This is a genomic window from Microbacterium halimionae, assembly GCF_011761265.1.
Taxonomy (GTDB): Bacteria; Actinomycetota; Actinomycetes; order Actinomycetales; family Microbacteriaceae; genus Microbacterium; species Microbacterium halimionae.
In genome coordinates this window covers 1,548,396-1,561,773 of record NZ_JAAOZB010000001.1, presented here as the reverse complement: position 1 = coordinate 1,561,773, position 13,378 = coordinate 1,548,396, and the positions used below count along the sequence as shown (strand labels likewise).

Sequence of the window (13,378 nt, the reverse complement as noted above, 5' to 3'; positions counted from 1 at the left end):
GGGTGGGCAGGCGAGAGCCGGCCCGCTCAGTGCTCTTCCGCGACCGCGAGCTGAATGTAAACCGCGGTGAGGATCGTGAAAACGTAAGCCTGGAGAACTGCGACCAGGATTTCGAAGAGGGTAAAGACAAGACCAAAAGCGAGGGTTCCCGCTCCCAGAAGCGACCAGAAGCCACCAAGGGTGAAGATGAAGAACTGTGTAGCCGAGAAGAAGAGCACCAGCATGAGGTGCCCAACGATCATGTTCATCAGCAGTCGCAACGTAAGTGTCACCGGACGAATGATGAACGTCGACAGGAACTCGAGCGGAATGATGATGATGTAGAGCGGCCACGGCACACCCGACGGCATAAGCGAATTCCGGAAGAAGTTACCGGGATTCTTTTTCACGCCCGCATATATGAAGGTGATGTAAGCGACAGCAGCCAACAGCAGCGGCACCGCGATGACGCTCGTTCCTGCGATGTTGAGCCCGGGGATAATCCCCGTCAAGTTCATGAACAAGATCATGAAGAAGAGGGTCGTCAAGATCGGCAGGAACCGCTTGCCGTCTTTCTTGCCGAGCAAATCTTCGGCGATGTTGACTCGAACGAAGTCGAGCCCCATCTCGATAATGCTCTGGAAACGACCCGGAACGATGCGCATGCGTCGTGTTCCCATGATGAAGAGAACAACGAGCACCGCAGTGGCGAGCATCTGAATGAGGTTGATACGCGTGATCGCGAAATCAGTGCCCTCGAAGAACACCGCGTCGGGGAAGAACTCCCAGATTGTGGGCGCGTGAAACTCGTCAGAGGACGATGCGTTAGCGATCAGTGTCGCAGCTTGAGTAAACAGCACTGGCTCCAGCTTCGGGGCATCGGTGGGGACCGTTGCGACGATGGTCGATGAGCGGAAATCCGCACCAGAAGGTAATGCTGGGCGGTCGCATGTTCAGCCTATCAAACTCGGGGCGTCTGAGTGGCGCTTGCGGCCCTCAATCTGTCTTCTCGCCCTCATCGGCAGATGTAGGTAGGGCGACATTTACTCGCGGGACACGCATCCGAGCGAGAGTTACGACGTCAACTGCGAGTGCGGCAATCACACTTACGACAAGCGCAACGAAGAAAACCGTCGGATCAACCCACGGCTGACCACGCAGAATGACGAGGGCGACGATGAAGATGATGAGCTTCAAAATCCAACCGCCGAGAACAATGGCAAAGAAGATCGGCACATAGAGCGGGTCTCCGAACCAACGGTTTGAAATCAGGATGCTGACCCCGGTGATCCCGAGAAATACCGTCGCGACGATCACGCCGACGAGTCCACTCCACATGCCATCCGTACCCGAGACGACAAAGCCAGCGATTCCGGCGACGACAGCGAGCACTACTGCTACACCGCCTGACCAGGCGAGGGTCGCGCGCAGGAGCGGTGCGCTTGTTACTGAGCGGGCGGCATCGGGTTCAGGAGTCATGGAGCGTCTTTCGTCGGCTCGAGGCGGGTTATAGCGTTCGAGCGGCGGGCAGGCAAAAGTGTGACGACGAGGCAAGCAGCAATACCGACGACACCGAAGGCGACGCCAATCCAGTATTCGCCGTACCAGTCAAGTTTCGTCGCAATGTACATGAGCAGCACAGCGATACCAACGATCGAGGTCCATGCGTAGAAGATCAGCACAGCGTCCCGGTCGGAGTGACCCATGTCGAGCATGCGGTGATGAAGATGCTTCCTGTCGGGAGAGAAGGGCGACTTACCCGCGCGCACTCTCCGGATGACGGCGAGCCCAAAATCAAGGAGCGGCAACAGCACGACGACAATCGGAAGAAGGATCGGGATAAAAGCACCGAGCAGTTGAGAGCGACCGAATTGGTCGGGGTCGAGCATTGCCGGCTCTATTTGCCCAGTGATCGCGATAGCACTCGTCGCCATCAACAGGCCCAACATGAGAGCGCCCGAATCCCCCATGAACATCTTTGCGGGGCTCCAGTTCAGCGGCAGGAACCCGAGACAGGCACCCACGAGTACGACGGCGATGAGTGAAGCGAGGTTGAAGTACGTGCTCGCTCCGGTGTCGCGGACGAGGATGTATGAGTACGCGAAGAAGATTCCATTCGCGATGAGGCAAACGCCGGCCACAAGCCCATCCAGGCCGTCAATGAAATTGACAGCGTTCATCACGACAACGATGGCGAACATCGTGAGGATCAGGCTCATCCAGCTCGATCCGACCGTCATGCCCCCGATGGGTAGCGAAGAAATCTGGAGTTCACCGAACCAGACGATGATTCCGGCGGCGAGAAATTGTGCGCCGAGCTTGATCATCCAGTCGAGATCCCACAGATCGTCAGCTACACCGATCAACACGATGACGAGGGTCGCAGCAAGAATCGCCAGAACCTGTTGCGGGTGTGCCCAAACGATCGAAAAGAATGGTTGCTGGGACGACACAGCGAACGCAACGACCACGCCGAGGAACATCGCAACTCCCCCGAGCCGCGGCGTCGGGGTTTTGTGTACATCTCGTTCACGAATCGCGGGATAGAGCTTGTATCTGAGACTCAGTCGCCAGACAGCCCAAGAAAAAAAGAGCGTCACAAGCGCTGTGATGATCGTGATCAGCAGGTATTGCTTCACGCGCCGCCGCCCGCTGCCTGGGCATCGTCGCCCTGATCGCGGTCGGGTGCGGTGTCTTCCGTTCCCGGGTCTGCCTCCAGCAGGTCGCCAAGAATACGACGCAGTGCGTCACGGTCGACGACCCCTTCGCGAAGCACTCGCACTTTTCGCTCCGCGCCATGCGCGAGACCGGTGGCATCGATGATCGTAGAGGGAATTCCCGTCGTCGACGGCCCGTCATTCAAATAAACGGCAACGCTCTCACCCAGCATCTTCTCAGCATCTGCTGCTTCGATCGCTGCTGCTTTTCCGGTGAGGTTGGCACTCGATACCGCCAAGGGGCCGGTCTCTTCGAGGAGTTCCAACACCATCGGGTGGGCTGGCATCCGAACTGCAACAGTGCCGTGGGTATCGCCGAGATCCCATGAAAGCGAAGGCTGCGCTGGAAGCACGATGGTCAGTCCGCCGGGCCAGAACTCTTCGACGAGCCGCTCAACCGCCTCGGGGACCTCCGACGCGAGCGCACGCAGAGTATTGATTCCGGGCACGAGGACGGGAGGAGGCGACTGCCTACCACGACCTTTCGCTGCCAACAATCGGGCCACTGCAGCAGGACTGAATGCATCAGCGGCAACGCCATAGACGGTGTCGGTTGGCACGACAATGAGCTCGCCGCGAGCGATGGCTTGTCGCGCCCGACGCATACCGGCTAGCAGCTGGGCGTCGTCACGGCAGTCGAAGAGGGATGACATGACGGCCACAGTCTACCGGCGGCACGCTATTTCTTCGCTCATGGACGCAGCCCTGTCGTGACACGGTCACGAAGAGTGAGGTCAGGGTGGGTCGCTGTCGCGCGCCACCCGGCATCCGCCAGGATCGAGCGGACCTCCGGACCCTGCCATTCACCGTGCTCGATCGCAATCATGCCGCCTGAATGAGCGAGCCTCATCCCCACGATGCTGAGGGTGCGCACAACGTCGAGACCATCGGGCCCGCCGTAGAGCGCTTGCGGCGGGTCATACCTGCGCACCTCTGGGTCGCGCGGTATCGCCGAGTCAGGCACATACGGCGGGTTGGATGCCACAACACTCACAGTGCCGTTGAGCTCTGGAAATGCGTGTTCAAGGTCGATGAATGCGAGACGAAGATTGTCCGGTGCCAGCTTCGAGGCATTCTGTCGAGCCCAGATAAACGCGTCCACAGAGTTCTCAGCGGCAAATATTTGAGCATGCGGCACTTCGGCGGCCATAGAAATCGCTACCGCACCCGAACCTGTTCCAAGGTCGACACCAATCGGCGCCGGAGACGCCGCGGACTGAAGCCCGTCGATAGCTATCTGCGCCAACAGCTCGGTTTCTGGTCGAGGCACAAAAACTCCAGGGCCGACAGCGAGCTCTACATGGCGAAAAGGCGCGGTCCCCGTGATGTGCTGCAGTGGTTCACGCCGAGCGCGACGATCGATTGCGTCTTCAAAGAGCTGCTGCAGCTCGCCGGCGATCTTTTCTCCTCGCACCATTGCTGACTGCACGCCGCCACGTGATGTCTTCAGCACGTGTGCTGCGAGAAGTTCAGCATCCACCATCGGGTCGTTGATGCCAGCCTTCTCGAGCGCGTCGGACGCACGGCGCACGGCCGTGGCGAGTGAGAGAGAACTGTGGGGGATGTCAGAAGAATCGGTCATGATCGGCGTCAAGCCTAACCGGCAGGATTTGTCATATTTGGCGATGGCCTCGGAATGCTCGCCTAGGCTGGTGGACCGTTGAGACTTCCCCGCGAAAGGCATGGCATGTCAGGCATTCACTCCGACATCACGACAGCATTTGGCAACACTCCCCTCGTACGACTCAATCGCGTCGCCGAAGACGTCGAAGGCAACATTCTTGCCAAGCTCGAGTTCTATAACCCGGCTTCGAGCGTCAAAGACCGACTCGGCGTTGCAATCGTCAACGCCGCAGAAGCGTCTGGCGAACTGCAGCCCGGCGGCACGATCGTTGAAGGAACAAGCGGCAACACCGGAATCGCCCTCGCGATGGTGGGTGCGGCACGTGGCTACCGAGTTATTTTGACGATGCCCTCCTCGATGTCGCAGGAGCGGAAGATGCTGCTTAAGGCATATGGCGCAGAGCTCGTGCTCACCGAGCCGTCGCTCGGCATGAAGGGCGCTGTCTCTCGGGCTGCAGAGATTGCTGCCGAGACCCCGGGCGCTGTGCTCGCGAAGCAGTTTGCCAACGAAGCGAACCCCGCAATCCACCGCGCCACAACCGCCGAAGAGATCCTCAGCGATACCGCTGGGCAGGTCGACTACTTCGTCGCAGGAATCGGCACCGGTGGCACGATCACGGGTGTTGGCCAGGTCCTCAAGGAGCGTGTGCCCGGAGTCAAGGTCATCGCCGTAGAGCCGGCCGACTCACCACTGCTCACCAAGGGCACGCCCGGACCCCACAAGATTCAAGGTATCGGACCGAACTTCGTCCCCGAAATCCTCGACCAGGACATCATCGACGAGGTCATCGACGTCGAGTTCGACGATGCGATTACAACCGCCCGCGACGTCGGCACCCGCGACGGCATCCTCGTCGGTATCTCGAGTGGCGCAGCGGTCTGGGCCGCACTTCAGGTGGCAGCCCGCCCCGAAGCTGCGGGCAAGAACATCGTCGTCATCATTCCTTCATTTGGAGAGCGCTACCTCTCGACGCCGTTGTACGCAGACCTCAAAGAGGACTAGCGGTGGCGGTATGGGCACACGTCCGTGAAGACATCGCTGCCGCAAAGCTGAGGGATCCGGCTGCACGGAGCAACCTCGAAATTGCGCTCATGTACCCCGGGCTGCATGCACTTTGGGCGCATCGGGTAAATCATTGGCTATGGCAGCGTGGAGCTCGTTTCGTCGCGCGTGCGGGTTCTCAGCTGACGCGTTGGCTCACGGGCATCGAGATTCATCCTGGTGCAACGATTGGTCGACGCTTCTTCATCGACCACGGCATGGGGGTCGTGATTGGCGAGACGGCTGAGATCGGCAACGACGTGATGCTTTACCACGGCGTGACGCTCGGTGGTCGGCAGCGAAACGGCGGCAAACGGCATCCCACGTTGCGCGATGGTGTCGCGGTCGGTGCCGGCGCGAAAGTGCTGGGACCAATCACGATCGGTGCCGGCTGTGTCGTCGGCGCGAACGCCGTGGTCACGAAAGACGCTCCGGAAGGTTCGATTCTCGTCGGAGTGCCAGCGCGAGCGCGAATTCGTCGTGATTCAGACGACACTCGATCGCTTCTCATGGCCCCGGAATATCACATCTGAGGTACGCGCCGGTATGACGCAGTTGCACGAGCTATCGGCGCAGGAACTCGTTGCGGTAGTCCGAGCGGGATCGTTGCAGCCCTCCCAGCTTGTCGAGCACTACCTGAAGCGCATCGAAGCCAGCGGCAACACGCTCGGGGCGTTCACCGAGATCACTGCCTCGACTGCTCGCGCGCGAGCAAGGCATCTTGATGGGTCATCAGACGAGGACCGTTCACGCGGTGCACTCTGGGCACTACCCCTCGCCGACAAGGATCTTGTCGCGCGCGCGGGCGTACCCACTCGCTACGGTTCGAAAGCACGCGAGGGATACGTCCCCGCGCAGTCCGATCCGTTGGCGATTGCGCTCGACGAAGCCGGCTCCATCAGTCTTGGCAAAACCAACACACCGGAGTTCGGCCTGACCGGCTACACCGAGACTCGCGTCGCTCCCCCAGCGCGCGACCCGTGGAACCCCAAGAACGGAGCCGGCGGCTCAAGCGGCGGGGCCGCGGTAGCCGTCGCTGCTGGACTCCTACCGTTTGCTCCCGCATCGGACGGAGGCGGGTCAATTCGCATACCCGCAGCCACCGTCGGTGTCGTCGGCCTCAAACCCTCTCGCGGCAGACTTGCGCTTGGTTCCGGTCTCGACGGTCCGGGTGGGCTCGTGGTGACGGGTCCGATCGCTCGAACGGCAGCGGATGCCGCGTTCTTCCTCGATGCGATGACAGGGTTTCAACCGTATAGCTACGCCACCGGGGCGCGTGACCGCTCGCCGTTCACGAGCGCAACGAATTCAATCGATGCAGGCGCGAAGCTCCACGTGGGCGTGACGACGGTATCGCCTTGGGACGACGACGAAGACATTGTTCTCGATGCTGACGCACGCGCTGCAGTGCAGCACGCGGCGGACCTACTGACGAACTCTGGGGATGCCGTCAGCAATATGCTGTGGCAGCCGCGTGGCTACGCTGCGATGTTTCGAACCCTCTGGCGCGCAAGTGCCGCGCGCATCCCGCTGTCAGAGGACGATCTGTCACTGGTCGAGCCCATCACGGCGTGGCTCGTTCGTGAAGGACGCTCACTGAGCGCCGTCGCGCTTCTTGAGTCTCTCGCCGCCGCGACCCGCTTTGAACAAGAAACGATCAAAGCCTTCAGCAACTACGACGTCGTGCTCACTCCCGCGCTCGCACAATCGCCGCGTCGCGTGGGCTGGTACGACCCCGTCGATGCCGAGCGAAACTTCGCACAGCAGGTGAAGTACGCGCCGTACAGCAGTTTCGTCAATGTGGCGGGCTTACCGGCCATCGTGCTTCCGCTCACGACGGATGCAGCTGGCCACCCCGTCAGCGTGCAGCTCATCGGCAAGCCGGGTGGCGAGCGTGCGATTCTCGCCACGGCTGCTCGACTGGAGCGCGAGCGTGGCGCGTTGCTGCATCCGCCGAGTTGGTAAAGAAAGCGCGTCTTAGCGTTTCTTCTTGGCTTTCTTTTCATCGCGCTCGGCATCTTTCACTGCATCACGCAGAAGCAGCAACGGCAGCAATAGCGTCGCAAGCGCCGTCACCACCCACACAATCACCGGTGCAAGAATCCAGGTGAGCACGTAGGGCGTGCCGATTTCGATCCCGCCAATCGGCAAGACCACGACGATGATCAGCGACACCAGGGTCGAGATGATGCCGATTCCGCCGAGAAGAGCCGGGGCATTGCGTCGAGCGACGCCCGCGATCCAGGGCGCGAGCACGCTCTGAAGGACTGCGAATATTAAGACGCACAGTACGAGCGGCCACCAGTTGCGCCAGTCAATCGTGAAGCCGGGCAGGATGAGATCGGCCGCAATCAGACCGACCGCTGCGGACGCGATGAAGATGACGGAGCGAATCAGGAATGTAACCACGTCACCGACAGTAGCGTCTTACGAATCTTCGCGTTGAGCGCGGCTTACTGCGAGTCGTCGCTGCCGATCGAGGCGAGGCGTTCTTCCTCGTCAGCTGCGATGCACGTAGCAACCACAGGTTCAAGAGCGCCATCCATCACCTGATCGAGGTTGTACGACTTGTAGCCGGTGCGGTGATCTGCGATGCGATTCTCGGGAAAGTTGTACGTGCGGATGCGCTCAGAGCGGTCCATGCCGCGAATCTGCGATTTGCGGGCGTCTGAGGCGACCGCATTCCGCTCTTCTTGCTGTCGCGCCAGGAGCCTCGCCCGCAACACGCGCATACCTGCTTCACGGTTCTGCAGCTGAGACTTCTCGTTCTGCATCGAAACAACGATGCCCGTCGGAAGGTGCGTAATGCGAACCGCAGAGTCAGTCGTGTTGACCGATTGGCCACCCGGTCCTGATGAGCGGAAGACGTCGATCTTCAGATCGTTGCTGCTGATGGCGACTTCTTCGGGCTCATCGACCTCGGGGAACACAAGCACCCCGGTGGTCGATGTGTGAATGCGGCCCTGCGACTCTGTCGCGGGCACGCGCTGTACACGGTGCACGCCGCCCTCGTATTTGAGATGAGCCCACACCCCCTGTGATGGGTCCGTCGACGATCCCTTGATCGCGACCTGTACATCTTTATAACCACCAAGATCGCTCTCGGTGCGCTCGAGCATCTCCGTCTTCCAGCCTTTTGAGGCGGCGTACTGGAGATACATACGCAGGAGATCGGCGGCGAAGAGGGCGCTTTCAGCGCCACCCTCACCACCTTTGATCTCCATGATCACATCACGAGCGTCGTCAGGGTCGCGGGGAATCAGTAAGCGCCGCAGCTTCTCTTGCGTCTGTTCCAGGCGCTCTTCGAGCCCCGGCACTTCAGCAGCGAACGCGTCGTCTTCTTTTGCAAGCTCACGCGCGGCATCGAGATCCTCGGATGTCGAAAACCACTCGTCGTACGCGTGCACAATTCGTGACAACTCGGCGTAGCGCCGGTTGACCCGCTTGGCGCGCCCAGCGTCAGCGTGAACTGCAGGGTCGGAGAGTTCCTCTTGGACGGCTTTGTGCTCGTCGATGAGGGACTGAACTGATTCAAACACCGCGTTCCCGCGTCAGCGGATGCTGTTCTCGTGGCTGTGCGAAGATCCGCCGGCGACAGGCGCTGGCATCGACTTCTGCATCTGCACGAGGAACTCGACGTTGGACTGAGTCTCTTTGAGCTTGCCCAACACGACTTCGAGAGCCTGCTGCTGGTCAAGACCTGCCAGTGCGCGACGAAGCTTCCACGTGATCTTCACTTCGTCTGCTGACAACAGCATCTCTTCCCGACGCGTGCTGGAGGCGTTAACGTCCACTGCCGGGAAGATGCGCTTGTCGGCGAGCTGGCGCGACAGGCGCAGTTCGCTGTTGCCAGTGCCCTTGAACTCTTCGAAGATGACGTCGTCCATTTTAGATCCGGTCTCGACGAGTGCTGTAGCAAGAATTGTGAGCGAGCCACCGTTTTCGATGTTGCGTGCCGCACCGAAGAAACGCTTCGGCGGGTAAAGCGCTGCAGCATCCACGCCACCGCTGAGCACACGACCGCTGGTCGGTGCCGAAACGTTGTAGGCGCGGCCGAGTCGAGTGATCGAGTCGAGGAGTACGACGACATCGCGGCCGAGTTCGACAAGACGTTTCGCGCGCTCAATAGCGAGTTCAGCGACAGTGGTGTGATCTTCGGCGGGACGATCGAACGTGGATGCCACGACCTCACCGCGAACGCTCCGCTGCATGTCGGTGACTTCTTCGGGGCGCTCGTCGACCAGAACGACCATGAGGTGAACCTCGGGGTTGTTCTTCGCGATCGCATCAGCGATCTGCTGGAGAACAATGGTCTTACCGGCCTTCGGGGGCGCAACGATCAAGCCGCGCTGACCCTTGCCGATTGGGGCCACCAGGTCGATCATGCGCTGAGTGAGCTTCTCGGGCGCTGTCTCCAGACGCAAACGCTCCTGGGGGTACAGGGGGGTGAGGTCGCCGAATTCGACGCGAGTCGCCGCATCTTCAGTCGAGAGACCGTTGATCGAGTCGACCTTGACGAGCGCGTTGTACTTCTGACGGCTCGACTGCTCGTTCTCGCGCGGCTGCTTGATGGCACCCACAACGGCGTCGCCCTTACGGAGGTTGTACTTCTTGACCTGGCCCAATGAGACGTAGACGTCACTCGGTCCGGGCAAGTACCCGGTCGTGCGAACGAACGCATAGTTGTCTAGCACATCGAGGATTCCCGCGATCGGGATGAGCACGTCGTCCTCGCCGATTTCGGTCTCGAACTCATCGTCACTCTGACCGCGACGCTTGTTGCGCTGACGCCCGCGACCATTGCCCTGAGACTGGTCGTCATCAGAGTTGGCAGGCTGCGCGGAGCTGTTATCGCTCGGGCCATTCTGGCTCTGGCCGTTGCGGTTGCGGTTTCGGTTGCGGTTGCGGTTGCGTCCGCGACCGGTGTTCTCGCCGCCGTCGTTCTGGTCGTTCTGGTCCGAGCGGTTGTCGTCAAGGTTGTTCGACGAGTTGTTCTCGTTCTTAGCCGAGTTGTTCTCGTTCTTAGCCGAGTTGTTCTCGTTCTTAGCCGAGTTGTTCTCGTTCTTAGCCGAGTTGTTCTCGTTCTGCACTGTGGTGTTCTCGCCGCGAGCAGGAGCGCTGTCGTTTTCGGCCGCAGCCTTTTCGCGCCGAGCTGCAGCGCGCTCACGCGCCGAAGCCGCGCGCCCGCTGTTCGCCTTCGCGCCGGTGCTCTCGTTCGAAGACGAAGCCTCGGTCGACGCAGCCGCTTCACCAGAAGTCTCGGTCGAAGCTGCGTTTTCAGCAGAATCAGCCTTGCTCTCGGATGCATCAGCCTTCGAATCGGTCGGAGAAGCGCTCCTGGCTTCTGCGACGTCATCGCTTGCGCTGGCACCGTTCGCCGCTGCCTCTTCGGCTTCAGCTTTCGCTTTCTCAGCCTTCGTCGGACGGCGACGCTTCGGCGCAGCTTTAGGCGCCTTCGCGGCCGGCGCATCGGCATCCGCAGTTGCGGGCTCGGCTGGAGCTGCCGGCTCAGCTGCGTCAGCAGCCGATATTGTGGCGGCCGCAGCGGGAGCCTCAGCGGGTGCTGAAGCGGCGTCGGCTGAAGCGGCGTCGGCTGGTGCAGCATCAGCTGGAACATCCGCGCTCTTCGCCCGACGCGGTGCGCGCTTTCGCGGTGCCTTGGCCGGTGCGGCTTCGCTAGGCGCAGCATCAGCTGCATCAGCGGCCGGCGTGCCAGCGTTGGCATCCTGGTTGGTCGTGCTGCCTGCGGCAGCTTCGGTCGTTTCGGGACGCTCTTCAGCGTTCGAATCGGCGGTGTGGATCTCGGAGATGGACTCCACGAGTTCTCCCTTGTCAAACGTGTAGTGGTTAAGAACCGCACGGGACGCCGCCATAGACAGGCGTTTCCCTGAGACAGTTAGGGCCGGAGCGTTCTCAGATGCCTGAGATGCTCAGGGTCCGGCTGCAGGGTTGTGCGGGTTTCGCAGATTTGCGACGGAGGCCAGATTCACGTGTCAAACGTGGCACCCTCCGCGCCCCTCACTGTACCACCCTTGAAGTCGACGGCAAGCATGAGTGCTTCCCACGGAGTGTCGACGACCGATGCCGCAAGCTTCGCAGCCTCGAGGCGCCGACCCGGTCCGTCCGCAAGAACGAGAACGCTCGGACCTGCCCCAGAGACCACCGCGGCGAAGCCCTCGGAACGAAGCGTTCGCACGAGCCGGTCCGTTTCAGGAATGGCAGCGGCACGGTAGCTCTGGTGCAGTTTGTCTTCGGTTGCAGCGAGCAGCAACTCGGGACTCTGGGTAAGAGCGGCGATCAAGAGTGCCGACCTCGACACGTTGAAGACAGCGTCCTCGCGCGACACCTGCAGCGGCTGCAAGCTCCGCGCGACAGAGGTCGACATTGTGAACTCGGGTACGAAAACAAGTGGCGATACACCGCGGTGCACCAGCAATTTCTTGTGCTGTGGACCGGTCTCGTCCACCCACGCGATCGTGAGCCCGCCGAAAAGCGCTGGCGCAACGTTGTCGGGGTGTCCTTCAAGCTCAGTAGCGAGCTTCAAGAGGGTTTCGGGACCGATATCAACGGTTCCTTGCAGAAGTCCCTTCGCCGCGAGAAGCCCCGACACCACTGCAGCGCCGCTGGAACCCAGTCCCCTGCCGTGCGGAATGACGTTCTTCGCTTCAAGCCGTACGCCCGGCATCCGGACGCCCACGCTCTCGAACGCATGCGCCATTGCGCGGACAACAAGATGCGACGCGTCGCGGGGCACCTCAAGTGCCCCCTCGCCCTCGACCTCAACCTCAACTCGCTCGGAGTCGAGTTCGGTGACGACGAGCTCGTCGTACACGCTGACTGCAAGGCCGAGGGTGTCGAAGCCGGGTCCGAGGTTCGCGCTGGTCGCGGGAACCCGCACCGCGACGCGGCGCCCAGTTGTCACGCCGAAGTCCCCGGAACAGACTCACGCGTAAGTGCGAGCACCGACGCAACTTCGCTCGTCGTTGCATCGACGACCGTCGGGGTGACATCAGTTCCGTCAGGCTGACGAAGTGCCCACTGCGGATCCTTCAACCCGTGACCGGTGACCGTCAACACGACGCGAGAGCCAGCAGGGATCTTTCCGGCGTCAGCGCGATCAAGGAGGCCTGCGACGCTGATCGCCGACGCGGGCTCAACGAATACTCCGGCGGTCGATGCGAGCAACTTCTGTGCCGCGAGGATGCGCTCGTCGTCAATCGCCCCGAACCAGCCGTCTGTCGCATCGCGAGCCTGCAGAGCGAGCTCCCATGATGCCGGGTTGCCGATACGGATAGCGCTCGCGATGGTCTCGGGGTGCTTGACAACTTCGCCACGCACGAGAGGCGCGGAACCCTCGGCCTGGAAGCCGAACATCCGCGGGATGCGGGTCGAGATACCGCGCTCGTACTCTTCGCGGTAGCCGCGCGAGTATGCGGTGTAGTTTCCGGCGTTGCCGACGGGAATGAAGTGGAAGTCAGGCGCGTCTCCGAGCTGCTCAACAACTTCGTATGCCGCGGTCTTCTGCCCCTCAATGCGGTCGGGGTTGACCGAGTTGACCAGGTGCACCGGGTAGTTATCGGCGAGCTCGCGCGCGATCTCGAGGCAGTCGTCGAAGTTTCCGCGAATCTGAATGAGGCGACCGTTGTGAGCCACAGCCTGGCTGAGCTTGCCCATTGCGATCTTGCCTTCGGGAACGAGCACTGCGGCGGTGATACCCGCATGAGCGGCATACGCCGCTGCGGATGCAGAGGTGTTACCGGTTGACGCACAGATGACGGCTTTTGCGCCGTGCTCAACGGCGCGCGAAAGCGCAACCGTCATGCCGCGGTCTTTGAACGAACCCGTGGGGTTCATTCCCTCGAACTTCACCCAGACGTCAGCGCCGGTGCGCTGCGAGAGCACTGCGGCGTGGATGAGGGGCGTACCGCCCTCGCCGAGTGACACCACTGTCGAGGTATCGGTGACGCCCAATCGGTCAGCATATTCGCGAAGAACTCCGCGCCAGACGTGTGCCATG

General features: G+C 61.3%; 13 protein-coding genes. 3 read left to right on the top strand and 10 right to left on the bottom strand.

What is annotated here, in order from left to right:
* Positions 1-26: 26 nt before the first annotated feature.
* The 5 genes from atpB to prmC form a co-directional block, all read right to left on the bottom strand.
* Entirely contained in the window at positions 27-839 is an 813-nt protein-coding gene (atpB, locus tag FHS06_RS07155; RefSeq protein WP_167047321.1) for a F0F1 ATP synthase subunit A, read from the bottom strand.
* 136 nt (positions 840-975) lie between these two features.
* Complete coding sequence (locus tag FHS06_RS07150; protein WP_167047318.1) at positions 976-1,458, bottom strand: Cg1360 family ATP-synthase-associated protein; 483 nt, start codon at positions 1,456-1,458, stop codon at positions 976-978.
* A complete protein-coding gene (locus FHS06_RS07145) occupies positions 1,455-2,618 on the bottom strand; it encodes an MraY family glycosyltransferase (RefSeq protein ID WP_167047315.1) in 1,164 nt (387 codons plus the stop codon). Before FHS06_RS07145 ends, FHS06_RS07150 begins: the two co-directional genes overlap by 4 nt.
* Positions 2,615-3,349 (bottom strand): L-threonylcarbamoyladenylate synthase, encoded by a 735-nt coding sequence (locus tag FHS06_RS07140; protein ID WP_167047312.1) that lies wholly within the window; start codon positions 3,347-3,349, stop codon positions 2,615-2,617. Before FHS06_RS07140 ends, FHS06_RS07145 begins: the two co-directional genes overlap by 4 nt.
* 38 nt (positions 3,350-3,387) lie before the next feature.
* Positions 3,388-4,278 (bottom strand): peptide chain release factor N(5)-glutamine methyltransferase, encoded by an 891-nt coding sequence (gene prmC, locus FHS06_RS07135; RefSeq protein ID WP_167047309.1) that lies wholly within the window; start codon positions 4,276-4,278, stop codon positions 3,388-3,390.
* 105 nt (positions 4,279-4,383) lie between these two features.
* Here prmC and cysK point away from each other — a divergent pair, with 105 nt between their 5' ends.
* From cysK to FHS06_RS07120, 3 genes are read left to right on the top strand one after another with little or no spacing between them, the layout of a single operon-like run.
* Positions 4,384-5,322, top strand: coding sequence for a cysteine synthase A (gene cysK, locus FHS06_RS07130; protein WP_167047307.1), 939 nt, complete (start codon positions 4,384-4,386; stop codon positions 5,320-5,322).
* A gap of 2 nt (positions 5,323-5,324) precedes the next feature.
* On the top strand, positions 5,325-5,894 hold the full coding sequence (gene epsC, locus FHS06_RS07125; protein WP_167047304.1) for a serine O-acetyltransferase EpsC: 570 nt from the start codon (positions 5,325-5,327) through the stop codon (positions 5,892-5,894).
* Positions 5,895-5,907: 13 nt separating this feature from the next.
* Positions 5,908-7,326: an amidase gene (locus FHS06_RS07120; protein ID WP_167047301.1), complete on the top strand. Its 1,419-nt coding sequence runs from the start codon at positions 5,908-5,910 to the stop codon at positions 7,324-7,326.
* A gap of 12 nt (positions 7,327-7,338) precedes the next feature.
* Here FHS06_RS07120 and FHS06_RS07115 read toward each other — a convergent pair whose 3' ends face one another.
* The 5 genes from FHS06_RS07115 to thrC all read right to left on the bottom strand — a co-directional run bounded on the left by FHS06_RS07115 (position 7,339) and on the right by thrC (position 13,377).
* The gene (locus FHS06_RS07115) at positions 7,339-7,770 is read right to left on the bottom strand and encodes a hypothetical protein (protein WP_167047298.1); all 432 of its coding nucleotides are present in this window, start codon (positions 7,768-7,770) and stop codon (positions 7,339-7,341) included.
* Between the two features lie 44 nt (positions 7,771-7,814).
* Complete coding sequence (gene prfA, locus FHS06_RS07110) at positions 7,815-8,900, bottom strand: peptide chain release factor 1 (RefSeq protein ID WP_167047295.1); 1,086 nt, start codon at positions 8,898-8,900, stop codon at positions 7,815-7,817.
* 12 nt (positions 8,901-8,912) lie between these two features.
* On the bottom strand, positions 8,913-11,180 hold the full coding sequence (rho, locus tag FHS06_RS07105; RefSeq protein ID WP_310734838.1) for a transcription termination factor Rho: 2,268 nt from the start codon (positions 11,178-11,180) through the stop codon (positions 8,913-8,915).
* 167 nt (positions 11,181-11,347) lie between these two features.
* The gene (thrB, locus tag FHS06_RS07100; protein WP_167047289.1) at positions 11,348-12,283 is read right to left on the bottom strand and encodes a homoserine kinase; all 936 of its coding nucleotides are present in this window, start codon (positions 12,281-12,283) and stop codon (positions 11,348-11,350) included.
* Complete coding sequence (gene thrC, locus FHS06_RS07095) at positions 12,280-13,377, bottom strand: threonine synthase (RefSeq protein ID WP_167047286.1); 1,098 nt, start codon at positions 13,375-13,377, stop codon at positions 12,280-12,282. Before thrC ends, thrB begins: the two co-directional genes overlap by 4 nt.
* Between the last annotated feature and the right edge of the window lies 1 nt (position 13,378).